The following is a 22724-nucleotide window of genomic DNA, read 5'->3' on the forward strand; positions in this document are numbered from 1 at the left end:
GCGCGTCGGCGCTACAGTGCCGCCGCTACGCGGGAGGCCAGCTCGCGGGAAACATCGCCCGCGCCGGAGACGTCGAGGGCGGCGCGCATCTCGTCGAGCCTGCCGGGGGTGGCAAGGATCGCGTCGAGCTCCTCGACGAGGCGGCCAGGGGTGAGCTCGGCGTCGTCGATACGCACCGCCGCACCCGCCTCGACGAGGTGGGCGCAGTTGAGCCCCTGTTCGCCGTTGCCGTGCGGCAGGGGGACGTAGATCGCGGGCAGCCCGGCGGCGGAGTTCTCCGCCACCGTCATCGCCCCGGAGCGGCACACGACGACATCGGCTACGGCGAGCGCGGCCTCCATCTCGTCGATGTAGGGCACCGCGGTGTAGCGCTCGTGCGGCGCGGGCGCGTCGTTCTTGCGGCCGTAGGCGTGGAGCACCTGCCAGCCGCGCGAGGCGAGCTCGCTTATCGACGCCCCAACGGCCGCATTAATGCTCGCCGCGCCCTGCGAGCCCCCAGTGATGAGGATCGTGGGGCAATTCGGGTCGAGCCCCCACATCTTGTAGCCGTGCGCGGCCTTCGACCCGTCCGGGTCGCGGCCGACGCCGGGGCGCACGGGGATGCCAAGGACCTCCCCCGCCATGCCGGAGCCGGCCACCGCGTTAAAACCGGTGCCGCCCAGCCACACGCCGAGCTTGTTGGCCAGGCCCGCGAGAGCGTTGGTCTCGAGGACGAAAAACGGGATGCGCAGGGAGGCCGCGGCGAGGTAGGCCGAGGCGGCGACGTAGCCGCCGGTGCCGAAGACGGCCCCGGCGTGGGTCTGCTTGAGCGCCGCGCGTGTTTGGCTCACCGAGCGCGCGAGCTTGAGAGGCACGCCGGGCAAAAGCCACGGCTTGCCGCGCGGGATCGGGACCGGGTCGATGAGGCGCAGCGGGAAGCCCCGCGCGGGCACGATCGCCGTTTCGAGTCCCTTTTCCGTTCCCAGCGCCGCGACCTCGACGCCGAACTCGTCGCGCAGCACCTCCCCTACCGCGAGGGCGGGTTCGATATGCCCCGCCGTACCGCCGCCGGCGAGCACGACGCAGCGTGTTGTGTGGTTGACCATCGACACCACCACTCCCTTCTAGCTCACGCGCCGGTCGGAGCGCCAACCGCGATCACGACCCACATCGTAGCGCGCGGGGGCGGGGCGCCTGGAACCGCCGGGCACCGGTGCGGGGGCGGGCCGGGCGGTAACGGGGGTGCCAAAGCGCTGCCCGCGCCCGGTGGCCCGGCCCTGCTGGCCGGGGTGCTCGGGGGCCGCGGCGCGCCCGCGCACCTGGCGCGGGGCCTTCGGCTCGCCGATGCCGAACAGGCAGTCGAAGGCGGGGCGCCCGTAGTTCTGCATCGCGGAGACGGCGTCGGGTTCGTGGCGGGCCACGGAGGCGAGGATCCCCATCGCGCCCAGGGTGATCACGGCCGAGGTGCCGCCCGCCGAGAGCATCGGCAGCTGGATGCCGGTGACCGGCAACAGCCCGAGCACGTAGGCGATGTTGATAAAGGCCTGGGAGACCACCCCGGCCGTGAGCGCCGCGGCGAGCAGGGCCTGGAACTGGTTGCGCGCGCGTCGCGCGGTGCGCAGGCCGAAGAAGGCCAGCAGCCCGAAGAGAGCGATGACGAGCGCGCCGCCCCACAGGCCGAGCTCTTCGCCGATGACGGCGAAGATGAAGTCGTTGCGGGCCTCCGGAAGGTAGAACCACTTAGCGCGGGACTGTCCGAGCCCGACGCCGAAGAAGGAGCCGTCGGCAAGCGAAAGGAAGCCCTGGTGGGATTGGAAGGCGATGCCGCGCGTGTCGTCGAAGTTGCCGAACAGCGCGTCGAAGTAGACGTGGAAGCGGTTCGAGCGGTAGCCGCCGGAGAGGAAGATCAGCAGCATGCCGAAGGCCGCCGCCACGCAGGCCGCGGCGATTACCCGCCACGAGATCCCCGCGAAGATGAGGATAAAGCCCACGACGATGGCGAAAGACACGGCCATGCCGTAGTCCCCCTGCAGGCCGATAAGTCCCACGCAGACGGTGGCCACGGCGACGAACGGGGCGAAGCCGTTATCGAGGCGCGACGGGCGGGTGTGGTCCTTGTTCGCGAGAATCGCCGCGCCCCAGATCGCAATGGCGACGCGGGCAAACTCGGAGGGCTGCAGGCTCAGCGGGCCCAAGACCAGCCAGGACTGCGAACCGACCTCCTCCCGGCCCGTGCCGGCGGGGGTGAGCACGAGCACGAGGAGGAAGATCGCGACACCCATGATGACGTGGGAGAGCCGGCGCAGGCGATCCGGGCTGGTCTTGAGCATGACCCACATGGCGCCTAAGCCGCCGGCGACCATGACCGTCTGCCGGATCGCCTGGGCCCAGACGGAGGAGGAGGAGGCAAACGAGTAGGCCATCGAGGAGCTCAGCACCATGACGACACCGAGGCCGGCGAGGACGAGCACGACGGTGCGGATCATGGTGTAGTCCGCCAGCGGCCGGGTACGCAGCGCCGCCTCGAAGCGGAGTATCGCTTTGGCCAGCCCGGAGGGTTGCCCGGGCGCCCCGCTCGTGGCCCGCCCGCTCGCGGCCCGCGCGGCCTGCCCCCGCGGCACTGGTCGAGTCGCTGTCATGAATGCTGCCCCTTCGCCTTGGCTACCTTGCTTTTCTCCGCTTGTCTCCGGTCGCCGCCGGCGCCAGATTCACTACAGTCACAATAGCCTCACTCCCCCCGTGTGCGCCTGTAGCAACACGGGCCACACTGGGGATTGTCACGAAACAGTCAGGCAGGCCCCCACCTCGGCCGCTACGTGCAGTATTTCACCGCAGCGGCGGCAAAAGCGTCCCCACGCGCCGCCATGCCCGTAAACATATCCAGGCTCGCCGCCGCCGGGGCAAGGATCACGGTATCGCCCGGCAGCGCCCGGGCAGCGGCGAACGCGACGCAACTCTCCATCGCCTCGCGCGGATCGGTCGCGTCGGTGGTAAACACCTCCACCCCGGGCGCGTGCCGTCGCAGCGCCTCCTGGAACGCCTGCCGGTCCGCCCCCAGCAGCGCCACCGCGCGGAACTTCGCGGCGTGATCGGCCACCAGCTGGTCGATCTCTGCCCCCTTGAGCTGGCCGCCGGCGACCCAGATGACGGAGCGCTCGCCCCCCGCTGCTGCCCCGCCGGCGAGCGCGACGTTCGCCGCGTGCGGGTTGGTTGCCTTGGAGTTATCCACCCACTCCACCCCGCGCCCGCGGTGCACCACCGCGCCGCGGTGCCCGCCGACCCGGTAGCGCTCCAGGCCCGCTTGGATGTGGCGCGGGGCCACCCCCTGCGTCACCGCGACGGCGGCGGCCGCCAGGGCATCGAGCACCCCGGCCACGCCCTGCGGCTCGATCCCCGCCGCGCTGGCCACGTCGACGTCCACGCCGCCTCGCCGCCAGAGAATCCGGCCGTCAACCACGCCGACCTGCCCCTCGGCGGGGCGCGCCAGCGTAAAGCCCACGATGTCGTCTCTCCCGGTGAGCCCCACGAGGCGGGCGACGTCCGGGTCGTCTACCCCCGCCACCGCGACGACCGATTCAAGCACCTTTGCCTTTGCCTCCGCGTAGGCCTCGAAGGATCCGTGCCAGTCGATGTGGTCCTCGGCGAGGTTGAGCAGCACGCCGGCATCCGCGCGCAGCTTCGAGGACCAGTGCAGCTGGAAGCTGGAGAGCTCGGCGACGAGGACGTCGACACGCTCGCGCGCCACCAACGCCTCTCCGATGGCAACCCCGATGTTTCCGCACGCCATCGCCCGCAGGCCCGTCTCCGCGCCCGCGCACGACATGATCGACGCCAGCATTCCCGTCGTCGTTGTCTTGCCGTTGGTCCCAGTGACCACGAGCCAGCGCCGCGGGGCGCCGAACACTCCGGCGCGGTCAAGGCGGTAGCACGCCTCGACATCACCAAGCACCTCAACCCCCGCCAGCGCCGCCTCCACGAGCAGCGGCGAATCCGGCCGCCAGCCCGGGGAGGTGACCACCGCGGAAAACTCGCCGAGGCGCCCGGCCGCATCCGCAGTCGAGAGCGCCTCGACGCCGAAGCGCTGGGCGGCCTGCCCGCGCCGCTCGGCGCTGTCGTCCGCCACCGCGCTGCGCACCCCTGCGGCGCGCAGCAGCTCCAACGCGCCGAGCCCGGAGACCCCGGCACCGGCGACAAGCACTGTGCCTTCGAACTCGGCGCCTCCTAACGCAGCGCCCACGCCCGCGCCCTGCGCACCGGCATTGTTGCCCTGGGTCATGACAGCGTCGCCCCCACCTTGGTCAACCACTCCCCGTAGAACAGCGCAAACCCGGTCGCCGCAGACATCGCCGTGAGCAACCAGAAGCGGATGACCACGGTCGTCTCCGCCCAGCCACCGTTTTCGAAGTGGTGGTGGAACGGAGCCATGCGGAAGACCCGCTTGCCCGTGGTCTTAAACGAGACGACCTGGATGACCACAGAGGCCGCCTCGATGACGAAGAGCGCACCGATGATGACCATCAAAAGCTCCGTCTTCGAGGTCACCGACAACCCGGCTACGAGCCCGCCGAGGGCGAGCGAGCCGGTATCGCCCATGAAGATCTTCGCCGGGGCGGCGTTCCACCACAAAAAGCCCACGCACGCCCCGAAGCCCGCCGCCGCGAGCACCGCGAGGTCCAGTGGGTCGCGCACGTCGTAGCACCCTGGCCCGGGTGCGGCGGCGCACGAGTTGCGGAACTGCCAGAACGTAATGCCCGTGTAGGCGGCCATCACCAGCGCGGTCGTGCCTGCCGCGAGCCCATCGAGGCCGTCGGTAAGGTTCACCGCGTTCGACCACGCCGCGAGCAGAAAGTAGATGAACACGAGGAACATCGCCACCCCGATGAACCCGCCGACCACGGCGAAGTCGATGGTGGGAAGGTCGCGCACGAAGCTCAGGTTCGTCGAGGCCGGGGTGAGCCCGGCCTCGTCGGGAAACTGCAGCACCAAGATGCCGAAGGCGAGGGCGATGACGAGCTGGGAGATAAGCTTGCCGGACTCGCTAAGCCCGAGGTTGCGCCGCATAAACAGCTTGATGCCGTCGTCGGCGAAGCCCACGGCTCCCAGCGCGAGTGTCAGCCCCAGCACGATGAGCCCGGAGGCGCTAAAGACGCGGTGGCCGGTGCTCAGCGAGAACACCCCCGAGGCGACATAGCCCGCGACGATGCCCGCGATAATCGCGATGCCGCCCATAGTCGGCGTCCCGCGCTTGCGCGCATGCGACTTCGGGCCGTCTTCCCGGATCTCCTGGCCCATTTCCCGCCGGTTGAAATACCGGATGAGCACGGGGGTGGTGAAGATGGCGACGAGGAAGGACACCGCGCCCGCGATAAAGATCTGAACCATGGTCTCTACGAGCTCCCCTCGGTGCCAAAGCGGCCTGTATTATCCGCGCGGTCGGCCTGTGCCGCCGCGCCCCGCAGCGGGTGGCCTTCGAGCAAGCGAGCGGCCACCGCCCACAACCCCTGCGAGTTGGAGGCCTTGACCAGCACGACGTCGCGCTCAGCGCGCTCGTGCCAGCCCTCCTCTCCCGCGGGCGGGTGGGACAAGATGTCCTCCACCTCCGCGGCAGCGTCGTCGACGCCGGGCACGGAGACGACCTTGATGCCGTGGCGCTGCGCCTCGCGGGCCAGCGCGTCGACGGCCTTGGAACGGCCGACGGCTACGAGGTGGCTGACCCTGTAGCGCGCCAGCTCATGCCCAAGCTCTTCGTGGGCGGCCAGGCTGTCCTCCCCAAGCTCGCCCATCTCCCCGAGCACCGCGATCGAGCGCGCGCCAGGCCGGGCCGAGGCGGTAAAGCCGAGCGCGGCAATCCCGGCGCGCATCGAATCCGGGTTGGCGTTATAGGCGTCGTTAATCACGGTGACCCCGTCGGCGCGGGTCTTGACATCCATGCGGTTGCCGGAGACACCGTGCGCCGCGCTCAAGCAGCGCGCTACGGTGGCGGCATCGAGGCCGGATTCAATCCCCACCGCGGCCGCGGCCAGCGCGTTGGAGACCTGGTGGGCGCCGAAGACGGCAAGTCGTACCCGCTGCGGCTCATACCCCGGCGAGTGCAGCGTGAAGCTCGCCCGGGTGAGGTCGTCGAGCTCAACGTCGGTGGCGTAGTATTCCGGCGCCCGCGCACCGCCCTGGGCTCCCTCCGCGGAGAAGTAGACCACGCGCGCCTTCGTGCGCTTGTGCATCGGGGAAACGTAGGGATCGTCCGCGTTGAGGATGGCCACCCCGCCGTCGTCGGCGGCCGGGAGGGCCTCAACGAGCTCGCCCTTGGCCACGGCGATGTTGTCTTTCGAGCCGAATTCGCCGAGGTGCGCGCTGCCGATGTTGAGCACCACCCCGATCTTCGGCGGCGCGATGGTGGCAAGGTGCGCGATATGCCCAATCCCGCGGGCCGACATCTCGGCGACGAGGTAGCGCGTCGTCGGCGCGCAGCGCAACACGGTGTAGGGGTGGCCGATTTCGTTGTTGAAGGACCCTGGCGGCGCGACGGTCTCGCCCGCCGCGGAGAGCACCGCGGCGATGAGGTCTTTTGTCGATGTCTTGCCGGCCGACCCGGTCACCCCGACGATCGTGAGCCCGTGCTCCGCGACGAGGCGGTGGGCGACGTGAGTGGCGAGCTTGGACATGCCCCGGACCACGCCGGTGGCGGATCCATCGGGGTCGCCCACCGCCAGGTCGGAGTTATCCCCGGCGGCGCGCTGGACCCGCTCGACGACGATGGCGGGGACGCCGACGTCCCTCGCGGCGAGCACCGCCACGGCCCCGTGGTCGATCGCGGCGCGCGCGAAGTCGTGCCCGTCGACGTTTTTGCCGGGCAGCGCGACGAACAGGCCGCCCGGGGCGATCTTGCGGGAATCGAACTCGACGAAGCCATCGACCACCGCGCCTGGCTCGGCTCCGCCTGCCAGGCGCCCGCCGGTCACGGCGGCGATGTCGGACAACTCAAGAGGGATCATGGACGTCTTCTCACCTTCCTCTCTCGCTCCCGGTACCGGGAGCATCGTTTCCACCGTAGCCGTTGGCTGCCAGCGCTCTGCGCATCTCCTCGCGGTCGTCGAAGTGGTGTGTCTCCTCGCCGACGATCTGCCCGACCTCGTGGCCCTTGCCCACGACGACGATGGCATCGCCCGGGCAGGCCCACTCCACGAGCGCGTCTATGGCCGCAGCCCGTGAGGCCACCTCGCGTACCTCCACCGCGCGGCCCGCATTCTCCGCGGCGTCCCGCGCGCCGGCGAGCACCGCCGCACGGATCGCTGCGGGGTCCTCGGTGCGGGGGTTGTCGTCGGTGACGATGACGAGGTCGGCGCGCGTGGCCGCCTCGGCACCCATCATGGGGCGCTTCGCGCGGTCGCGGTCTCCGCCGGCGCCGACGACGACGCCGATCCGGCCGGTGACCTGCCCGCGCAACGTCTCCAGCACGGCGGCGACGGCGGCAGGCTTGTGCGCGTAGTCAACCACCGCGACGAAGCCCTGGCCGTTGTCGATGCGCTCCATTCGGCCGGGCACGGTGGCGCTTTCCAGCCCGGCGGTAAACGCCGCAACGTCCGCGCCCACGGCGTGCGCGAGCGCTACCGCCAGCGCCGCATTGGCCACGTTAAACGCGCCCGGCAGCGCGAGTGTGAAGCGGTATTCCTCTCCCCCTAGCCGCAGCTCGACGTTTTGAGCGCCGCTTTCGCTTATCGACGCCACCCAGGCCGCCACGTCCGGCTCGTCCTGCCCCGCCGTCCCCACCGTGATCGCGGTCCCGGCGCGCTGCGCCATGCGCTTTCCCCAGGCGTCGTCGACGCACACGGCGGCGACGCGCGCCGCCACCGGAGAAGCGGGGTCGAACAGCCGCGCCTTGGTGTCGAAGTAGTCCTCCATCGTCGGGTGGAAGTCGAGGTGGTCTTGGCTCAGGTTGGTAAAGCCCGCAGCGGCGAACTGGGTTCCGGTGACCCGGCCCAGGGCCAGGGCGTGCGAGCTGACCTCCATGACGACGTGGGTGACCCCGCGCTCGAGCATCTGCGCGAACAGAGCCTGCAGGGTCGGGGCCTCCGGGGTGGTCAGCGAGGTGGGCACGTCCTTCCCGCGGATGCGCGTGCCCGTGGTACCAATGAGGCCGACCGCGCAGCCGGCGGCGGTAAGACCTCGCTCGAGAAGGTAGGTCGTCGTGGTCTTTCCCGAGGTCCCGGTCACCCCGATTACGGTGAGGTGCTTCGAGGGGTGAGCGTAGATCAACGCGGCGACCTCGCCGAGGACCTCGCGCACGCTCTCAACCACGAGCACGGGGCGGGACTCGCCCGCCTCGCGAAGTATGGCGGCTCCCTCGGCGTCGGTAAGAATTGCCCGCGCCCGGGACCCGCCGGCGAAGCGCGCGCCGTGCGCCCGCGTCCCCGGCAGAGCGGCGAAAAGCCCGTCCGGCTCGACATCCTTCGAGCTCAGGCTCACCGAGGCGATGCCTACCCCGGAGATGTCCTCGGTGGAAGCGCCCGCGACCCGGGCGCCCGCGAGCTCGGCGATCGCAGCCAGGGGCGTGGTCACTCGGCGCCCTCCGCTTCCTTGGTTGCTGCTCTGCTCGTCCACCGTTGCTTCTGTGCTCCTTGCTCGTTCGTCTCCATTAAACGCGATCCCGCCGCGCGACTCACCGCGGCCGCCCGCTGCCCGCATTAGTGCTGCTCCAGCACGAACGGCTCCGCGGGCGGGCTCTGGGGCAGGTTTTCGCGGTTGATCAGCCACGACGCAATCTCCCGGAAGATCGGCGCGGAGGACTGCCCGCCGGCACCGCCCTCGAGCGGGCCGCGCTGGGGCTCATCAAGCATGATCGCGACGACAAACCGCGGGTTGTCCGCCGGGGCGATTCCGGCGAAGGTGATCCAGAACTGGTTTTGGGAATACGCCCCGGTCTCCGGGTTGACCTTCTGCGCGGTGCCCGTCTTGCCCGCAAGCTGGTAGCCCTCGATGCCGCTGTCCTGGGCGGTGCCCGAGTCCACACCGGCCGGGTCTTTTTGGAACGTCGCGCGGAACATGTCGACGACGGTGCGCGCCGTGGGCTCGCTGACCACCCGCGTGCGCTCGGCCGGTTCGGCGGGCTTGACCTCACCGTCCGGGCCGATGACCTCGGAGACGATGCGGGGCTCGACCCGCTCGCCGCCGTTGGCCAGCGCCTGGTAGACGCTGGCCATCTGGAGCGTCGTCCAGCTCATGCCCTGCCCGATGGGCAGGTTGGCAAAGGTGCCGCCGGACCACTGCTCAAGCACCGGGACCAGCCCCGCAGACTCGTTTGGCAGCTCGATGCCTGTGGTTTTGCCCACGCCGAACCGGTTGAGGTAGTCCCAGTATTTCTCCTCCCCGAGCCGCTGCGCGAGCTGCAGGGTGCCCACGTTCGAGGACTTACCGAAGATCCCCGCGGTGGTGTAGGGAGCGAGACCGTGCTGCCACGCGTCGTTCACGGTCACCCCTGCCATGTCGATGGACCCGGGCACCTGGTGGACCTCACGCGGGTCCGTCAGCCCCTCCTCGATCGCGGCGGCGGCGGTGATGATCTTTGCCACGGACCCCGGCTCGTAAGGGTGGGAGATGGAGTAGTTGTCAAAACTGCGGCCATCGGCCAGTTGCTTTTGCACATCGGCATTGGGGTCGATCGTGCCGGTATTCGCCATCGCGAGCACCTCGCCTGTGTGGGCGTCGAGCACGACCGCCTCAGCGTCCTTCGCCAGGGAGTTCGCCTTCGCCTGCTCGAGAGTGCGCTGCACGTAGGTCTGCAGGTCGAGGTCGATGGTGAGCTTGTAGGTCGAGCCGTCGACGGCGGGCACCGCGTCGCGCAGCGTGCCGGGAATCGATTGCCCGTCGGCGGAGACGTCTTCCGTGGTGCGCCCGTTGATGCCGGTGAGCACGCTATCTGCGGAGGCCTCGAGGCCGAACTGCCCCTGGCCGTCCATGGAGACCTTGCCCACGATGTTCTCCGCCACCTCCCCGTTCGGGTATTGGCGGATGTCTTGGTGGTCGGCGGCGACGCCGTGGAACGTCTCGGCCACCTTCGCGGCCACGTCCGGGTCGACGTTTCTCACCAACACCTCGTATTCGCTCTCGGCGTGGAGCTTATCCAGGATGTCTTTGGAGCTCACCCGCTTCGCCTCGCCCTGGCCGACGTAGCCCTGCTCGATCATCTTCGGGATCTCGTTGGCCATCGTGCGCAGCACGTCTTCGACCCGGGCATCGAGCTGCGATTCGATGGCCTCCTGCGAGGCACCCTCCTGGGTCATCTTGGTTTCCTGCTGCTCCCGCAGCTCCCGGCGCAGCACGACAGGGGAAACAGCGAGCGAGCGCGCCTGCATGGTGTAGGCGAGCTGGTTGCCTGAGCGGTCGATGATCTCACCGCGTCGCGCGGGCTCGGTGTAGATGCGGGCGCGCTGTGCCTGGGCCTGGTCTTGCAGCTGCGGTCCCCACACCACCTGCACCCAGGCAAGCCTGCCGATGAGCAGGGTCGTCGCCGCGGCGAACGCGATCGCGATGAATTGGGTGCGCCGCTTCGTCACCGCCTTCTGCGGCTCCGGGCGGCGGTGAGCAATAGAGCTGTTCACGGCCTCGTTGTACACCTGCCTCGTTGTCTCGCGCTGATCTGTGTGCCGGCGGCGCCGGCCGAACGCGGCGCCGTCTGTTTGTGCCGCCTTTCATACTGCCCCGGCCGGGGGCCGCCCCGTGCCAACGCCACGCCTTTGGCAGTTTGGCAGCCGCGGCACCCCTTCCCCCTCCTAGCGGCCGGGGGCGATACGCGGCGCGTACGGCGCGAGGTTGCCCTGCTGTGCGCCGGCCGGGGCCGCGGGTACCGCCGGGGCCGGCTCGCCGGGCCGGTTTCCCGCGCCCGCATGCGCCGCCGCACCATCGCGACCCAGTACGTTTCCTCCGGGCACCTGGGTGAGCTGATCCCCGACCTGGGCGGTCGCGTCCCGGTCACTCGTGGCGCGGTTATCGCCCGGGCGCTTGTTATCGCTGGCGGCATCCGTCAGCGGCTGGGTGGCCTCCGGGTTAAACGGCCGCGCCTCGGTGACGGCACCGTCGGGGGCCACGGTGAGGATGCCGGGCTGCTGGGAGACGACCATCCCCGCCTCGGCGGCGCCCTTCGCGAGGTGGGAGGAAGATTTGAGGCTCTCCGCGTCGCGGTTGAGCGTTTCCACTTCGTTGCCGAGCGCCCGCTCGCGGGCCTGCAGCTCCTGGATCCTAAACGCCTGGCCGGTAGAGAGGCCCGAGAGCACCATCGCGACGATGACGCCGAAGATGAGCAGCGGTACGGCAACGGCCGTGACCCTGGTGAAGGCATGGCGCGCCCGGTTGACCTCCGCGACGCGGCGGCCGCGGATGGAGACGACCTGTTGAGACCCGAGCCGGCCGGTGCTGCGCTGGGCCGTGCGCGGGCGCGGGGTATGCGGCGCAAAGCGCGGTGCCCGCGTGGGGCGCGGCAGGCTCGGCGCGAACGGGCGGTCGATGGTCGTCGTGCCCATCCGCGATCCCGCGGTGAGGTCTCGGCTTGCTCCCATGGTCTTCGTGCCTTTCGTTGTCTGCTGGCTGGGGTCGGGGGTGGGGGTCGTCGTGAAGGTCCTAGGGCACGGCGCGAAGCTTTTCGACGCCTCGTACCCGCACCGGCGCAGCCCGCGAGTTCTGCTCGATCTCGGCCTCAGATGCGCGCTCCGCCCCGTGGGTGATGAAGCGAAACTCCGCCGCCGTGCCGGGCAGGTCCATCGGCAGGCCCGCGGGCGTCGTCGAGGTCGTGAGCTTTGAAAGCGCAGATTTCACGATCTTGTCCTCGAGCGACTGGTAGCTCATGAACACCACCCGTCCGCCGGGGCCCAGCAGACCGGTGATGACCGGGATGACCCGCTCGAGCGCGTCGAGCTCGCCATTGACCTCAATGCGCAGGGCCTGAAAGGTCCGCTTCGCGGGGTGCCCACCGGTGCGCCGGGCCGCTGCGGGAATTGCCCGGTAGATCAGGTCGACGAGGCGGGCGCTGCGCTCAAAGGGCTCCTGCTGGCGCTCTTTGACCACGAGCGATGCGATCTTGCCGGCGAACCTCTCGTCGCCGTAGGTCTTGAGGATCCGGGCCAGCTCGCCGTGGCTGTAGGTGTTTAACACCTCAGCGGCCGTCATGCCGCCGGTCGGGTCCATGCGCATGTCCAGCGGCGCATCGACGCGGTAGGCAAACCCGCGCTCCTCCTGGTCGAGCTGCATGGACGAGACCCCGAGGTCGAACAGCGCGGCGGCTATTCCGTGGTCGCGGGCGGCGTCGAAGACGGGCCCCTCGCCGCGGGAGATGGCCTCTTTGAGGTCGTCGAAACGCGCGTTGACGGCGGCGAATCGGCCGCCGTACGGTGCCATGCGCTCGCTCGCCGCCGCCAGCGCGGCCGGGTCCCTGTCGACCCCGATGACGCAGGCTGCGTGGAAGGTAGACAGGAAGTGCTCGCAATGCCCACCGGCGCCCAACGTCGCATCGACGATCACCGCGCCGTCGCCTGTGGACTCAACGGCGGGGGCGATAAGCTCGGCCATCCGGTCGCGCATCACGGGGACGTGGCCGTGGTTCGCGCTCACGCTAAAGTCCATCCGAGACATCCCCGCCTCGCGGCGCGCCTGCCCTGGTGCGTGCTTCTGCCCCACCGAGTCCACCCCCTTTTGCCGTATCCCGTGTGGTCGTTGTACCTATCTGCTTGTCTGCGCTTGAGTCGCGATGCGCACCGCGCGGGGAGCGTATAGGGCCCTGCCCGGGGCGGCTGTTCTGGTGTCGGGGAAGTACACCAGAACGCTCCACGCCCCGGACAGAGTCCGTACACGCTCTCCTGGGGGCACGTGCCCCGCCCGCTCGTCGGGTAGTCAGTCCTAGAGCAGGCCGGAGAGTATGTCGTCGTCATCGGCCGCCGAGAAGGCAGCCTCGGTTTCTTGTTGGTAGTCAGCCCAGGACTGCGCGTCCCAGATTTCGAGGAAGTCGACCGAACCGATGACCACGCACTCCTTGGAAAGGTGTGCGTACTCGCGGTGCGCCGGAGAGAGCGTGATGCGACCCGACCCGTCGAGCGTTTGTTCATCCGCGCTGGCAGCCAGGTTGCGGATAAACGCGCGCGCCTTGGGGTTCGTGCGGGAAGCTGCCGCCGCCTTGCGTGCGCGGGCCGCGAACTCCTCGCGGGGATAGACCGCTAAGGAGTGGTCTTGCCCCTTGGTCACCATCAGCCCGTCCGCTAGGTCCTCGCGGAACTTCGCGGGCAGTGTCAGGCGCCCCTTGTCGTCGAGCTTGGGAGTGTAGGTTCCCAGAAACATCCGGAGCCCACCTTCCTTACACTCGTTCGACTTCGGTTGTTCAATTCTTCGGACGGTGATCCGCTGCGGCACGTAGTCAAGATGCCACCGCGCCTCTCCGTCGAGCCCCACTCTAACCCACTTTGCCCCACCTACGCCACATATTGCCCGGATTGCCCGGAAAATTTTGCGGAAATGGCAGGTTAACAGGCGATCTCACGGTGGGACATGTTCCCGCAAGGCGACCGCGGGCAAGGCCTCGCGGCCATCGCCCCCCGGAACATGGCCAAAGCGTGCCGCATCACCTGGCACACGCATATATTTCCACACCTTGCACACCACAACTCAGGGCCCTCAGCGGCACGGTCGACACAGCCCGCGGAGCGTTTACGGGAGTAGTGGGGCAAAGTGGGGCGGCGCGCGGTCGGGAGTAGGGGCATGAAAAAACCCGCCGGAGAACCGGCGGGCACGACAAGCGGTGGCCGTGAAGGGTGCTATTGCCCCTCGAAGCGGCGCCTGAAGTTTTCCTCCAGCTTGGCCGCGCGGGCAGACTGCCGAACGGGGGCAGCCTGGCGCTGCGGCCCCGCGGCCGCAGCCGGGGTACGCAGCGCCACGATTCCTCCCGCAAGCATGACGGCGAAGCCGACGACGCTTAGCGCGACGAACCATACGCTCACGGTGGCGAGGGCGACGCCGCCGATGAGCAGCACGAGCCCCGCGACCAGGAGCGCCGCGCTGCGCATGGTCATGCCCCCGCCCGAGGGACGAGCACGCCCGTGTGCACCGGGGACCCTGTTGCCAAACTTGGGGTCCTCGGCGAGCAACGACTGCTCAATTTCGCGCAAGGTGCGCTGTTCCTGCTCCGAAAGGGACACTGTCTCTACTCTCCAGCTCTTGCCGTGTGACGCTACGGGTTGCATCTCACGCACCGCTAGGCGCGATTGACGCCTCTCTACATCGTGTACAACGGCAAGTCTAGACGGATTGTTCCGCGCCGATGCACAAGCGCCTACGCGACCATACCCTGCACGTTGGCCCCCGGGACGGCCTCGTCGAGGAACTGCGCGGCTAAGTCCAGCAGCTCGGCCACGACCAGCGGGCTCGGCCGGGTCTCAATGCCGGAGGCAACCCGGCCGCGCAGCCGGGAAAACCGCGCGAACCTCCCCGCCCACGCCTCCCCTTGCTGTGAGGTCAGCGCGAGCCGATCCCACGCGCTGGTGGGGAGCCGCTTGCGCCTTTGTATCACCGGGGATTCGGCGTTCACCGCGCCTGCGACGCGCAGCGCCGCGCGGTAGGCGCTCTCCAGCGCCAGATCGAACTCGCCGCGGCCGAACTCCCCGTGGGCCTGTGCGAGAAGGCCGTGGGCAGCATCGAGGAAGCGATCGCGGCGCGACACGCGGGCGGCCTCGCCGTGGACGGCGCCGGTGGTGGCAGAGACAACGCTGTTCATTGTGGGGATGTCCTTCCTGTCGGTGGGGGGTTCTACCTGCAGTTTCCGTTCAACTTCTGAGAGCAGGATAAAACGCACGTTCGACACACAGAGGCGTCGATTAGCACACGTGTTCGACCTTGCGTGCGTGGGTACTTTCCCCCTTCCCTCCCCCTCGACACCCAGTGCGTGGTTCGATAAGGAGGTGACCACGACCCTCCACCAGCTCACGGGCGCGCAGTTTGCCCTCCTCGCCCCGCAGCTCGTCGACATCTACATCGACGCGATGGGCTACGACCCCGCCATCCGCCAGCAGCGCATCTCTGCGTGGCGGCGCGAAATCACCTGGCCCGGGTTCCGCGCGGTGGCCGCCACGGCCACGGCACAGGGCGGCGAGCGCGTCGTCGGGCTTGCCTACGGCTTCGAAGGAAACCGTGAGCGCTGGTGGGATCGGCAACTCATTTCCGGCCTGCGCCTCGCCGGTGGGCCCACCGCGCAGGAACGGGAGATGCTGCGCAGCTACTTCGAAATCGCCGAGGTCCACGTCGCCCCGCCCTACCAGGGGGCGGGGATCGGGCGCGCGCTGATCAACGCGCTGCTCAGCGGCACGCCTGCGCGGTGGGCGCTGCTCTCCACGCCGGAGGTGCGGGGGGAGGCCAACGCCGCCTTCGGCCTCTACCGCTCCCTCGGCTTCCGCGACGTGTTGCGCCACTACCTCTACCCGGGCGACAAGCGCCCCTTCGCCGTGCTGGGGCGCGAGCTGCCCTTGGACGCATCCGGGTAGTGTGAGAACCAATAATGACCCCACACGAATTCGGCAGGAGGGATGAGTAAGGTGACGCAGCCGCACACCGGCGGGGAGCCGGCGGGCCTGACCGAGGTTCCCGCCGCGGTCCGCGACGCCCTCGAGGCCTTGTTCGACGAGCGCCTCGCCGAGGCCGCCGAGATCGGCGCGCCGGTGATGAGCGCCGCCGCCCACCTGCGTTCCTTCGTGCTCGGCGGCGGGAAACGCATCCGCCCGCTCTACGCGTGGGCAGGCTTCATCGGCTCCCCCGGCCCGGGTAGGCGCAGCGAAGACCCCGCGGCGGTGCTGCGCGCGGTCTCCTCCCTCGAGCTCATTCAGGCCTGCGCGCTCATCCACGACGATATTATCGACGCCTCCGATACCCGCCGCGGCAATCCCACCGTCCACCGCGCCGTCGAGGCGGAGCACCGCAGCGCAGGACTCTTCGGCGACGCCGCCGACTACGGGCGCAACGTCGCCATCCTGGCCGGTGATCTCGCCCTCATGTGGGCCGAGGACTGCTGGCGCGGCTCCGGGGTGAGCGCGGCGGCGCTCGAGCGCGCCTTTCAGCCGTGGCGCGCCATGCGCACCGAGGTCATCGGCGGCCAGCTCCTCGACATCGCCATCGAGGCACAGGCCGACGAGTCGATCGAGTCTGCCGATCGCGTCAACCGGTATAAAACCGCCTCCTACACCATCGAGCGCCCCCTCCACCTCGGGGCGGCACTCGCCGGGGCCCCGGCCGCGACGATCGCGGCTTATCGCGCCTACGGGCGGGACATCGGGGTCGCCTTCCAGCTGCGCGATGACATCCTCGGCGTCTTCGGCGATGCGGCGGTGACCGGCAAGCCCGCCGGGGACGACCTGCGGGAGGGCAAGCGCACGGTCCTGCTCGCCACCGCGCTTTCGCTTCTCGACGCCCAATCCCCCGCCTCCGCCGCACTTTTGCGCCAGCGGGTTGGCCGCGCCACGGACCCCGCGGAGCTGCGCGAGTTAGCCGGGTTGGTGGAATCCAGCGGGGCCGTCGACGCCGTGGAGCGGCGCATCGCCGAGCTCACCGCATCAGGCCTCGCCCACCTCGACGCCGCGCGGGTCGATCCCGCGGTCGCCCGCACCCTCACGGACCTGGCCGTGCGCGCCACCGAGCGGCGTGCGTAGCCCGCTGACGGCGGTCGGCCTGGGCGTTGCGGCCTGCGCGCTCATCGTCGTCGGATCCTACGGCGCCGGCGCGACGCGCAACCGCGGTGGCCTCATGCGGGAAATCGGGCTGGACACCCTCCTGACGGGCCACGGCCGCTCGATCATGGATGCGATCCTCACCGCGGGTATCGTCGGCCTGATTGTCGCCTGGGTGTGGCTGGGGCACGCGATGTCGCATCGGCGCGCGGGCCCCCGCGAGGTCTACCGCGCCGCCGCGTCCTGGGCGGGCGCGCTGCTCCTGAGCGCCCCGATCCTCTCGCGCGATGTCTATTCCTACCTCATGCAGGGCGCGATGCGCCGCGACGGGTTTGACCCCTACACCGAGGGCGCCGCCGTCAACCCGGGGCCCTACCTTTTCGAGGTGAGCCACGACTGGCGCAACACCACCACCCCCTACGGCCCGCTGCACCTGTGGATTGGGGACGCCGTGACAAGCCTCGTGGGGGACCACGTCTCCGCGGGCCTCGTCGCCTACAAGCTGCTCACCGCCGCGGGGTTTGCCGGGATCGCCTGGGCGGTGCCGCGCATCGCGCAGCTGGTCGGCGGGAATCCCGCCCTCGCCGTGTGGCTCGGGGTGGCCAACCCCGTGATGCTCTTGCACCTCATCGGGGGCATGCACAACGAGGCCGTGATGGTCGGACTCGTGAGCGTGGGCCTCTTCCTCGTCTTGCGCGAGCGCCCCGCCGCGGGCACGGCGCTCATCGCCCTTGCGGTCTCGCTGAAGGCCACCGCGGCCATCGCCTTGCCGTTCGTGGTGTGGATCGCCTTCCACCAGTTTCGGCGGCCAGGCGCCTCGCGGGCGAGGCAGGTCGCTCTCTTCGGCGCCGTCGGCGCGTGCGCGGTGGCGATGACGCTCGCGGTGCTCGCGGCGGTGACCTACGCCTCGGGCTCGTCGTGGGGCTGGGTGGCAGAGATTACCGGCAATTCGAAGGTGGTCAACCCTCTGGCCGGGCCCACGCTTGTTGCCGACGCTTACACCCCGCTCGCCCAGCTGTTTGACGAGCATTTCTACTACAACACCGCGCTCACCACCGCGCGCCGCGTCGGGTCAGTGGTGATGCTCGCGGGGCTGGTGCTCGTCTGGGTGTACTTCAGCCGCGGCAGGCGGCAGGCGGTCACGGGCATCGCCTGCGCCTACGCTGTGGCCTTCGTGGCCAACGCGGTGACCTTCCCGTGGTACTACGCCTCGCTGCTGAGCCTGGTGGGCGCGGTACCCACCCCCCTGTGGGTGCGGCGCGCGGTGGTGTTTTTCTCCGTGCTGGTCGCCGGGGCTTTTACCGGCAGCGGTAACCACCGCTTCTACGAGGAGTGGTTCCTCTTTGCAGGCGTGATCGTAGCCTGGGTCGCTGCCGAGTGGGTCTACCCGCGCGCCGCCGCGGAGGACATGCCCGCAGGGGGCGCTAGAACGCCATCGCCTGAGCGCGCCTGATCACCTCGCGCGCCCCGTGCCCGTGCAGGGCGTCGATGGGCCGGCCCGGCAGCGAGTCGTCCTCGGTGAACAGGTAGTGCAGGATTTCGTCTTCGCTATAGCCGCCGTCGTGCAGCACCATGATCGCGCCGCCGACGAACTTGGAGAGCTCTCCGTCTTCGCCCAGCAGGAGCTCGGGGACGTATTTGACCTTGTCCTTGCGGTAGACCAGGAGCTTGTGTGCGCCGATGAGATCGTGCACCTTGGTCACCGGCACCCCGAGGTAGTGAGCGACGTCCGGCAGCGTCATCAGCTGCTCGTCGGCAAGAAGGGTGTCGAGGTCTGTATCGAAGTTGCTATTCGGCGTACTCACACCCGCTACCTTACCTTCGTGTTGGCCCCGCATACGCCTCGTGGACCATACTGGTGGCTATGACTGAGACTGAACTCGGCGCAGGCGAGTTCCTGGACAACAGGTACGTGATCGATCGCCCGATCGCCCGCGGCGGCATGTCTACGGTCTACCGCTGTGTCGATACCCGCCTCGGGCGCGCGGTGGCGGCCAAGGTCATGGACGCCCGCTACGTGCACGATCGGGTCTTCCTCGACCGCTTCGAGCGCGAGGCGCGGGCGATGGCGCAGCTGAGCCACCCAAACCTCGTGGGCGTCTACGATTTCTCCCACGACGAGGACGAAGGCCTCGTCTTCCTCATCATGGAGCTCATCACGGGCGGCACCTTGCGCGAGCTCCTCGCAGAGCGCGGCCCCATGCCCCCGCACGCCGCCTCGGCGGTCATGCGCGCGACGCTCACCGGGTTGTCCGTCGCGCACCGCAAGTCGCTGGTGCACCGCGACATTAAGCCGGACAACATCTTGATCAGCGCGGACCACACGGTCAAGCTGGCGGATTTCGGTCTCGTTCGAGCAGCCGCGGCGGATGCGCGCCACACGACGGATCAGATCGTGGGCACGGTGAGCTACCTCTCCCCGGAGCAGGTGGACGGAAGCCCGATTACCCAGGCCTCGGACGTCTATTCCGCTGGGATCGTGCTCTTCGAGCTGCTGACGGGCACGGTGCCGTTTGCGGGTGAGACGCCGCTGGCTCACGCCTATGCGCGGCTGAGCCGGGACGTGCCGAGGGCGTCGTCACGCATCGCGGGCGTGCCCAAGCTTTTCGACGAGCTGGTGGCCACCGCCACCGCCAGGGATCCGCGCGACCGCTTCGTCGACGCCGCGGAGTTCCTCGCCGCCCTCGTCGATGTCACCGCTGAGCTCGGCCTTACCGACTACGTCGTCCCGCTGCCCGCGAACTCGGCTGCCAACCGGGCGGCCGCCCAGCCGACATCGCTCACGGCGCTCACGGCACTCACCGCCGCCCGGCCCCCCGCGGCCGCGGCCCCGCAGCCTCGAGAGGCCGAGCATGTGCTCGACCAGCGCCTGTTCCCGCAGCCGGCGGCTGGGAGCACGAAGATCGTCGCGCCTCCGCCGGTGGCCGTGCGCCCGCCCGCGCCGACGCCGGTGAGCAACCGCGGACCCGGCGGGCTCATCGCGTTTTGCGTGGCCGCGGCGCTTACCATCGCGCTCGTCGCCCTAGGCGCGTGGTGGTTCGGCTCCGGGATGTACGGGCAGCTCCCGGCGCTGCTGGCCTAGCGGCCCCGCGTCCCCCCCAAGGGCCGTATAAGGACCTAGTAGCCCTTAGTAGCGCTAGTAGCGCAGCATCTCCGCGACGAGGAAGGCCAGCTCGAGTGCCTGCTCGGTGTTGAGGCGGGGGTCGCAGGCGGACTCGTAGCGGCCCGGCAGGTCGACATCGGTGATGTCTTGCGCGCCGCCGAGGCACTCCGTGACGTTTTCGCCGGTGAGCTCGATGTGGATGCCGCCCGGGTGGGTGCCCAGCTCACGGTGGACCTCGAAGAAGCCCTGGGCCTCGTCGATGATCTTGTCAAAGTGGCGGGTCTTGTACCCATTCGACGCGGTAAAGGTGTTTCCGTGCATCGGGTCCGACTGCCACACGACCTTGTGGCCGGAGGCCTCCACGGCCTTGACAATTCCGGGCAGCACCTTGCGCACGTTGTCGTGGCCCATGCGGATAACCATGGTGAGGCGGCCCGGTTCGCGCTCCGGGTCGAGCTTGTCGGCGTAGGCAACGGCCTCTTCCGGGGTAACCTTGGGCCCGAGCTTAAGGCCGACGGGGTTGTTGATCAAGGCGGCGAAGTTGACGTGGAAGTCCTCGATGCCGCGGGTGCGCTCCCCGATCCAGAGTTGGTGGGCGGAGAGGTCGTAGAGCTTCGTCTCGCCGTGCGAGTCCTCCGCGAGGCGGAGCATGGCACGCTCGTAGTCCACCAGCAGCGCCTCGTGGGAGGCAAAGATCTCGCTGGTGCGCAGTTGCTCGTCGTTGACGCCGCAGGCGCTCATGAAGGCCAGCGACCGAGAGATCTCGCGAGCAAGAGCCTCGTAGCGCGCGCCCGCGGGAGAGGCAGCGACGAACTGCCGGTTCCAGTCGTGGATGTGGTGCAAATCAGCGGTGCCGGAGGTCGTCAGCGCGCGCACGAGGTTCATCGCGGCAGACGCGTTGGCGTAGGCACGCACCATGCGGGCGGGGTCGTGCCGGCGCGCCTCGGCGGTGGGCTCAACTCCGTTGACGATGTCGCCGCGGTAGTTCGGCAGACCGTTGCCGTCGAGGTCCTGCGAGCGCGGCTTGGCGTACTGCCCGGCGATGCGGCCAAGCTTGACTACGGGCATGGAAGCGCCGTAGGTCAGCACCGCCGCCATCTGCAGCAACGTGCGCACGTTAGCGCGGATGTGCGGCTCGGTGTTGGACTCAAAGGTCTCCGCGCAATCGCCGCCCTGCAAGAGGAACGCCTTGCCCAAGGCGACATCTGCGAGCTGCTTCTTTAACGTCTCAATCTCGGCGGCAAGCACGATGGGCGGGACCGATTCGAGGATCTTGCGCACGTACTGCGCCTCGGCCGCGTCCCAGGACGGCTGCTGTTTTGCATCGCGGGCAATGACGTCCTGGAACCTCTCGTTAAGGTCCCCAGGAAGCGGGGGGAGGTCCGGCAGAACGTCTTTGGGGATGTCGATAGTCCAACTCACCCCTTAAGTTCTATCATGGCCACGTGACATTGGACACCCCAGGTCACCATCGGTGCAATTCACCAGACGGGAGGCGCCTCTCAACATGTGGACACGCGGCCGCCGGGGTCGAGCGGCAAGGCGGCCTGGCAGGCTTTGAACTTCGCGAGGTTATGGCGGGCGTCGACAAGCGCATCGTGGTTACCGCTCGGCAGATCGGGCAGCTTCGGGCGGCCTGCCATCTCCCAGTACTGCTTGAGCTCTCGGGTGTAGCGCGGCAGCTCGCGCGGCAGCTCCGACATATCGCCCCAGAGCTGCGCGAGCACGACGTGGTCGTAGGCTCCCACCCACGCCCACAGCTCGGGCCGGGAATCGCCGTGGGTGAGAAAGTCGAACACCCCACCGCGGATGACGTCCTTGCGCCGCCATTGTGGGGCGGACGGGCTCGGCAGCTTATCCAGCACGTTCTCGCGCACCCACCGGTTCGCCTTCGCCGGGTCGAACTCCGTGGACACGGCGTAGTACTCGCGCCCGTCCTCAGTCACGATCCCGATAGAGACTAACTCGATGGTGACCCCATCCTCGAGGAATTCCGTGTCGTAGAAGTAGCGCACCTCGCTCACTTCCCGCGCGGCCAGAACATCGCCACGGCCACGCCCACGACGCTGAGAGGGCCAACGATGCCGACGAAGCGCCCCGTGCTCGAGGCGGTCAGAAACGCCGCCACCAGCAGGCAGCACACGATGATGCGGGCGAGGAGATCACGGTCCATTCCCCACATTCTAATTAGCGCGCCTCCGGCCCGGTCGGTCCGGTCGGCTCGGTCGGCTCGGTCCCCTCGGGGTAGCCCAGGCCGGCCTCGAGCGAGCGCTTCACGTCCGCCGCGTACGCGTCGACGTAGGGGTAGCCCGAGAGCTCCTGGATGCGGTGCATCACGTAGTCCGTAAACGGGCGCATCACCTCGCGCGAATCCGGATCGAACCCGTGTTCGCGGGCCCACGCGTGCGGGTTGATCGGCTCCCCAATGCGCATGCTCACGTGGCGCGGGCGGGGGAAAAACGTGCCAATCGGGTTGGCTTTGCGGGTGTTTATCATCGCCACCGGGATGACGTCGACGTTGTTCGTCATCGCCAGGCGCGCCATGCCCGTCTTCCCCTTATAGAGCCTGCCGTCAGGCGAGCGCGTGCCCTCCGGGTAGATGCCGAGCAGCCTGCCGTCGTCGAAGACCTCCTTCGCGGCGCGCTGCAAATCGTCCGCGGCCCCCGCGGAGCTGCGATCGACCGGGATCTGCCCCACCGAGGTGAAGAAGAACTTCTGCAGCCGCCCGCCAATCCCCGGCGAGGTGAAGTACTCCTTCTTCGCGGGAAAGGTGAGATGACGCCACAGCATGAGCGGCAGGAAGAAGGAATCGAGCACAGCCTGATGGTTCGAGGCCAAGATCGCCGCCCCATTGCGCGGGATGTTGCGCCGCCCATGGATAGTCGGGCGGTTCCACACGAGCAGAAACACGCCGAGGGTGGCTCTATAGACCTCGTACCACTTGTGCATTATCACTG

Annotated in this window: 21 protein-coding genes; 4 read left to right on the forward strand and 17 right to left on the reverse strand. The window is 69.1% G+C overall.

Annotated elements, in window-relative coordinates; translation table 11 throughout:
• Nucleotides 1-11 precede the first annotated feature (11 nt).
• The 12 genes from C3E79_RS07545 to C3E79_RS07600 all read right to left on the reverse strand — a co-directional run bounded on the left by C3E79_RS07545 (nucleotide 12) and on the right by C3E79_RS07600 (nucleotide 14725).
• Nucleotides 12-1085: a UDP-N-acetylglucosamine--N-acetylmuramyl-(pentapeptide) pyrophosphoryl-undecaprenol N-acetylglucosamine transferase gene (locus tag C3E79_RS07545; protein ID WP_108404363.1), complete on the reverse strand. Its 1074-nt coding sequence runs from the start codon at nucleotides 1083-1085 to the stop codon at nucleotides 12-14.
• Nucleotides 1086-1103: 18 nt separating this feature from the next.
• On the reverse strand, nucleotides 1104-2618 hold the full coding sequence (locus tag C3E79_RS07550; RefSeq protein WP_235840591.1) for an FtsW/RodA/SpoVE family cell cycle protein: 1515 nt from the start codon (nucleotides 2616-2618) through the stop codon (nucleotides 1104-1106).
• A gap of 173 nt (nucleotides 2619-2791) precedes the next feature.
• Nucleotides 2792-4255 (reverse strand): UDP-N-acetylmuramoyl-L-alanine--D-glutamate ligase, encoded by a 1464-nt coding sequence (murD, locus tag C3E79_RS07555; RefSeq protein ID WP_108404364.1) that lies wholly within the window; start codon nucleotides 4253-4255, stop codon nucleotides 2792-2794.
• Entirely contained in the window at nucleotides 4252-5361 is a 1110-nt protein-coding gene (gene mraY, locus C3E79_RS07560; RefSeq protein ID WP_108404365.1) for a phospho-N-acetylmuramoyl-pentapeptide-transferase, read from the reverse strand. The genes murD and mraY overlap by 4 nt, the downstream gene beginning before the upstream one ends.
• 5 nt (nucleotides 5362-5366) lie before the next feature.
• Nucleotides 5367-6971 (reverse strand): UDP-N-acetylmuramoyl-tripeptide--D-alanyl-D-alanine ligase, encoded by a 1605-nt coding sequence (locus C3E79_RS07565; protein ID WP_108404366.1) that lies wholly within the window; start codon nucleotides 6969-6971, stop codon nucleotides 5367-5369.
• A 10-nt stretch (nucleotides 6972-6981) separates the two neighbouring features.
• Entirely contained in the window at nucleotides 6982-8535 is a 1554-nt protein-coding gene (locus C3E79_RS07570) for a UDP-N-acetylmuramoyl-L-alanyl-D-glutamate--2,6-diaminopimelate ligase (protein ID WP_235840592.1), read from the reverse strand.
• Nucleotides 8536-8660: 125 nt separating this feature from the next.
• Nucleotides 8661-10574, reverse strand: coding sequence for a peptidoglycan D,D-transpeptidase FtsI family protein (locus tag C3E79_RS07575; protein ID WP_108405111.1), 1914 nt, complete (start codon nucleotides 10572-10574; stop codon nucleotides 8661-8663).
• A gap of 171 nt (nucleotides 10575-10745) precedes the next feature.
• Nucleotides 10746-11528, reverse strand: coding sequence for a cell division protein FtsL (ftsL, locus tag C3E79_RS07580; protein ID WP_108926541.1), 783 nt, complete (start codon nucleotides 11526-11528; stop codon nucleotides 10746-10748).
• A gap of 61 nt (nucleotides 11529-11589) precedes the next feature.
• Nucleotides 11590-12597 (reverse strand): 16S rRNA (cytosine(1402)-N(4))-methyltransferase RsmH, encoded by a 1008-nt coding sequence (gene rsmH, locus C3E79_RS07585; RefSeq protein WP_235840607.1) that lies wholly within the window; start codon nucleotides 12595-12597, stop codon nucleotides 11590-11592.
• Nucleotides 12598-12861: 264 nt separating this feature from the next.
• Complete coding sequence (mraZ, locus tag C3E79_RS07590) at nucleotides 12862-13296, reverse strand: division/cell wall cluster transcriptional repressor MraZ (RefSeq protein ID WP_108404370.1); 435 nt, start codon at nucleotides 13294-13296, stop codon at nucleotides 12862-12864.
• Between the two features lie 473 nt (nucleotides 13297-13769).
• A complete protein-coding gene (locus tag C3E79_RS07595) occupies nucleotides 13770-14150 on the reverse strand; it encodes a DUF3040 domain-containing protein (protein WP_108404371.1) in 381 nt (126 codons plus the stop codon).
• Between the two features lie 134 nt (nucleotides 14151-14284).
• On the reverse strand, nucleotides 14285-14725 hold the full coding sequence (locus tag C3E79_RS07600) for an SAV_6107 family HEPN domain-containing protein (RefSeq protein WP_108404372.1): 441 nt from the start codon (nucleotides 14723-14725) through the stop codon (nucleotides 14285-14287).
• A 184-nt stretch (nucleotides 14726-14909) separates the two neighbouring features.
• On the opposite strand from C3E79_RS07600, the gene C3E79_RS07605 reads away from it, so the two are divergent.
• Genes C3E79_RS07605 through C3E79_RS07615 form a run of 3 tightly spaced genes read left to right on the forward strand, consistent with a single transcriptional unit; the run spans nucleotide 14910 to nucleotide 18117 of the window.
• Nucleotides 14910-15488, forward strand: coding sequence for a GNAT family N-acetyltransferase (locus C3E79_RS07605; RefSeq protein ID WP_108404373.1), 579 nt, complete (start codon nucleotides 14910-14912; stop codon nucleotides 15486-15488).
• Nucleotides 15489-15530: 42 nt separating this feature from the next.
• Nucleotides 15531-16646 (forward strand): polyprenyl synthetase family protein, encoded by a 1116-nt coding sequence (locus C3E79_RS07610; protein WP_108404374.1) that lies wholly within the window; start codon nucleotides 15531-15533, stop codon nucleotides 16644-16646.
• Nucleotides 16639-18117: an alpha-(1->6)-mannopyranosyltransferase A gene (locus tag C3E79_RS07615; protein ID WP_235840593.1), complete on the forward strand. Its 1479-nt coding sequence runs from the start codon at nucleotides 16639-16641 to the stop codon at nucleotides 18115-18117. The genes C3E79_RS07610 and C3E79_RS07615 overlap by 8 nt, the downstream gene beginning before the upstream one ends.
• Here C3E79_RS07615 and C3E79_RS07620 read toward each other — a convergent pair.
• Nucleotides 18089-18502: an Rv2175c family DNA-binding protein gene (locus C3E79_RS07620; protein WP_108404375.1), complete on the reverse strand. Its 414-nt coding sequence runs from the start codon at nucleotides 18500-18502 to the stop codon at nucleotides 18089-18091. The two genes, C3E79_RS07615 and C3E79_RS07620, sit on opposite strands and share 29 nt — an antisense overlap.
• Nucleotides 18503-18528: 26 nt before the next feature.
• On the opposite strand from C3E79_RS07620, the gene C3E79_RS07625 reads away from it, so the two are divergent.
• The gene (locus C3E79_RS07625; RefSeq protein ID WP_108404376.1) at nucleotides 18529-19746 is read left to right on the forward strand and encodes a protein kinase domain-containing protein; all 1218 of its coding nucleotides are present in this window, start codon (nucleotides 18529-18531) and stop codon (nucleotides 19744-19746) included.
• Between the two features lie 54 nt (nucleotides 19747-19800).
• On the opposite strand, the gene C3E79_RS07630 is transcribed toward C3E79_RS07625, so the two are convergent.
• The 4 genes from C3E79_RS07630 to C3E79_RS07640 form a co-directional block, all read right to left on the reverse strand.
• Nucleotides 19801-21189 (reverse strand): class II 3-deoxy-7-phosphoheptulonate synthase, encoded by a 1389-nt coding sequence (locus C3E79_RS07630; protein WP_108404377.1) that lies wholly within the window; start codon nucleotides 21187-21189, stop codon nucleotides 19801-19803.
• A gap of 80 nt (nucleotides 21190-21269) precedes the next feature.
• A complete protein-coding gene (locus tag C3E79_RS07635) occupies nucleotides 21270-21782 on the reverse strand; it encodes a polyadenylate-specific 3'-exoribonuclease AS (RefSeq protein ID WP_108405113.1) in 513 nt (170 codons plus the stop codon).
• A gap of 5 nt (nucleotides 21783-21787) precedes the next feature.
• Nucleotides 21788-21940 carry a hypothetical protein gene (locus C3E79_RS11395; RefSeq protein WP_158268479.1) on the reverse strand — a complete coding sequence of 51 codons (153 nt, stop codon included), beginning with the start codon at nucleotides 21938-21940 and terminating at the stop codon, nucleotides 21788-21790.
• A gap of 14 nt (nucleotides 21941-21954) precedes the next feature.
• Nucleotides 21955-22716, reverse strand: a complete 762-nt coding sequence (locus C3E79_RS07640; RefSeq protein ID WP_108404378.1) for a lysophospholipid acyltransferase family protein — start codon at nucleotides 22714-22716, stop codon at nucleotides 21955-21957.
• Nucleotides 22717-22724: the final 8 nt, after the last annotated feature.

This window comes from Corynebacterium liangguodongii, assembly GCF_003070865.1.
Taxonomy (GTDB): Bacteria; Actinomycetota; Actinomycetes; order Mycobacteriales; family Mycobacteriaceae; genus Corynebacterium; species Corynebacterium liangguodongii.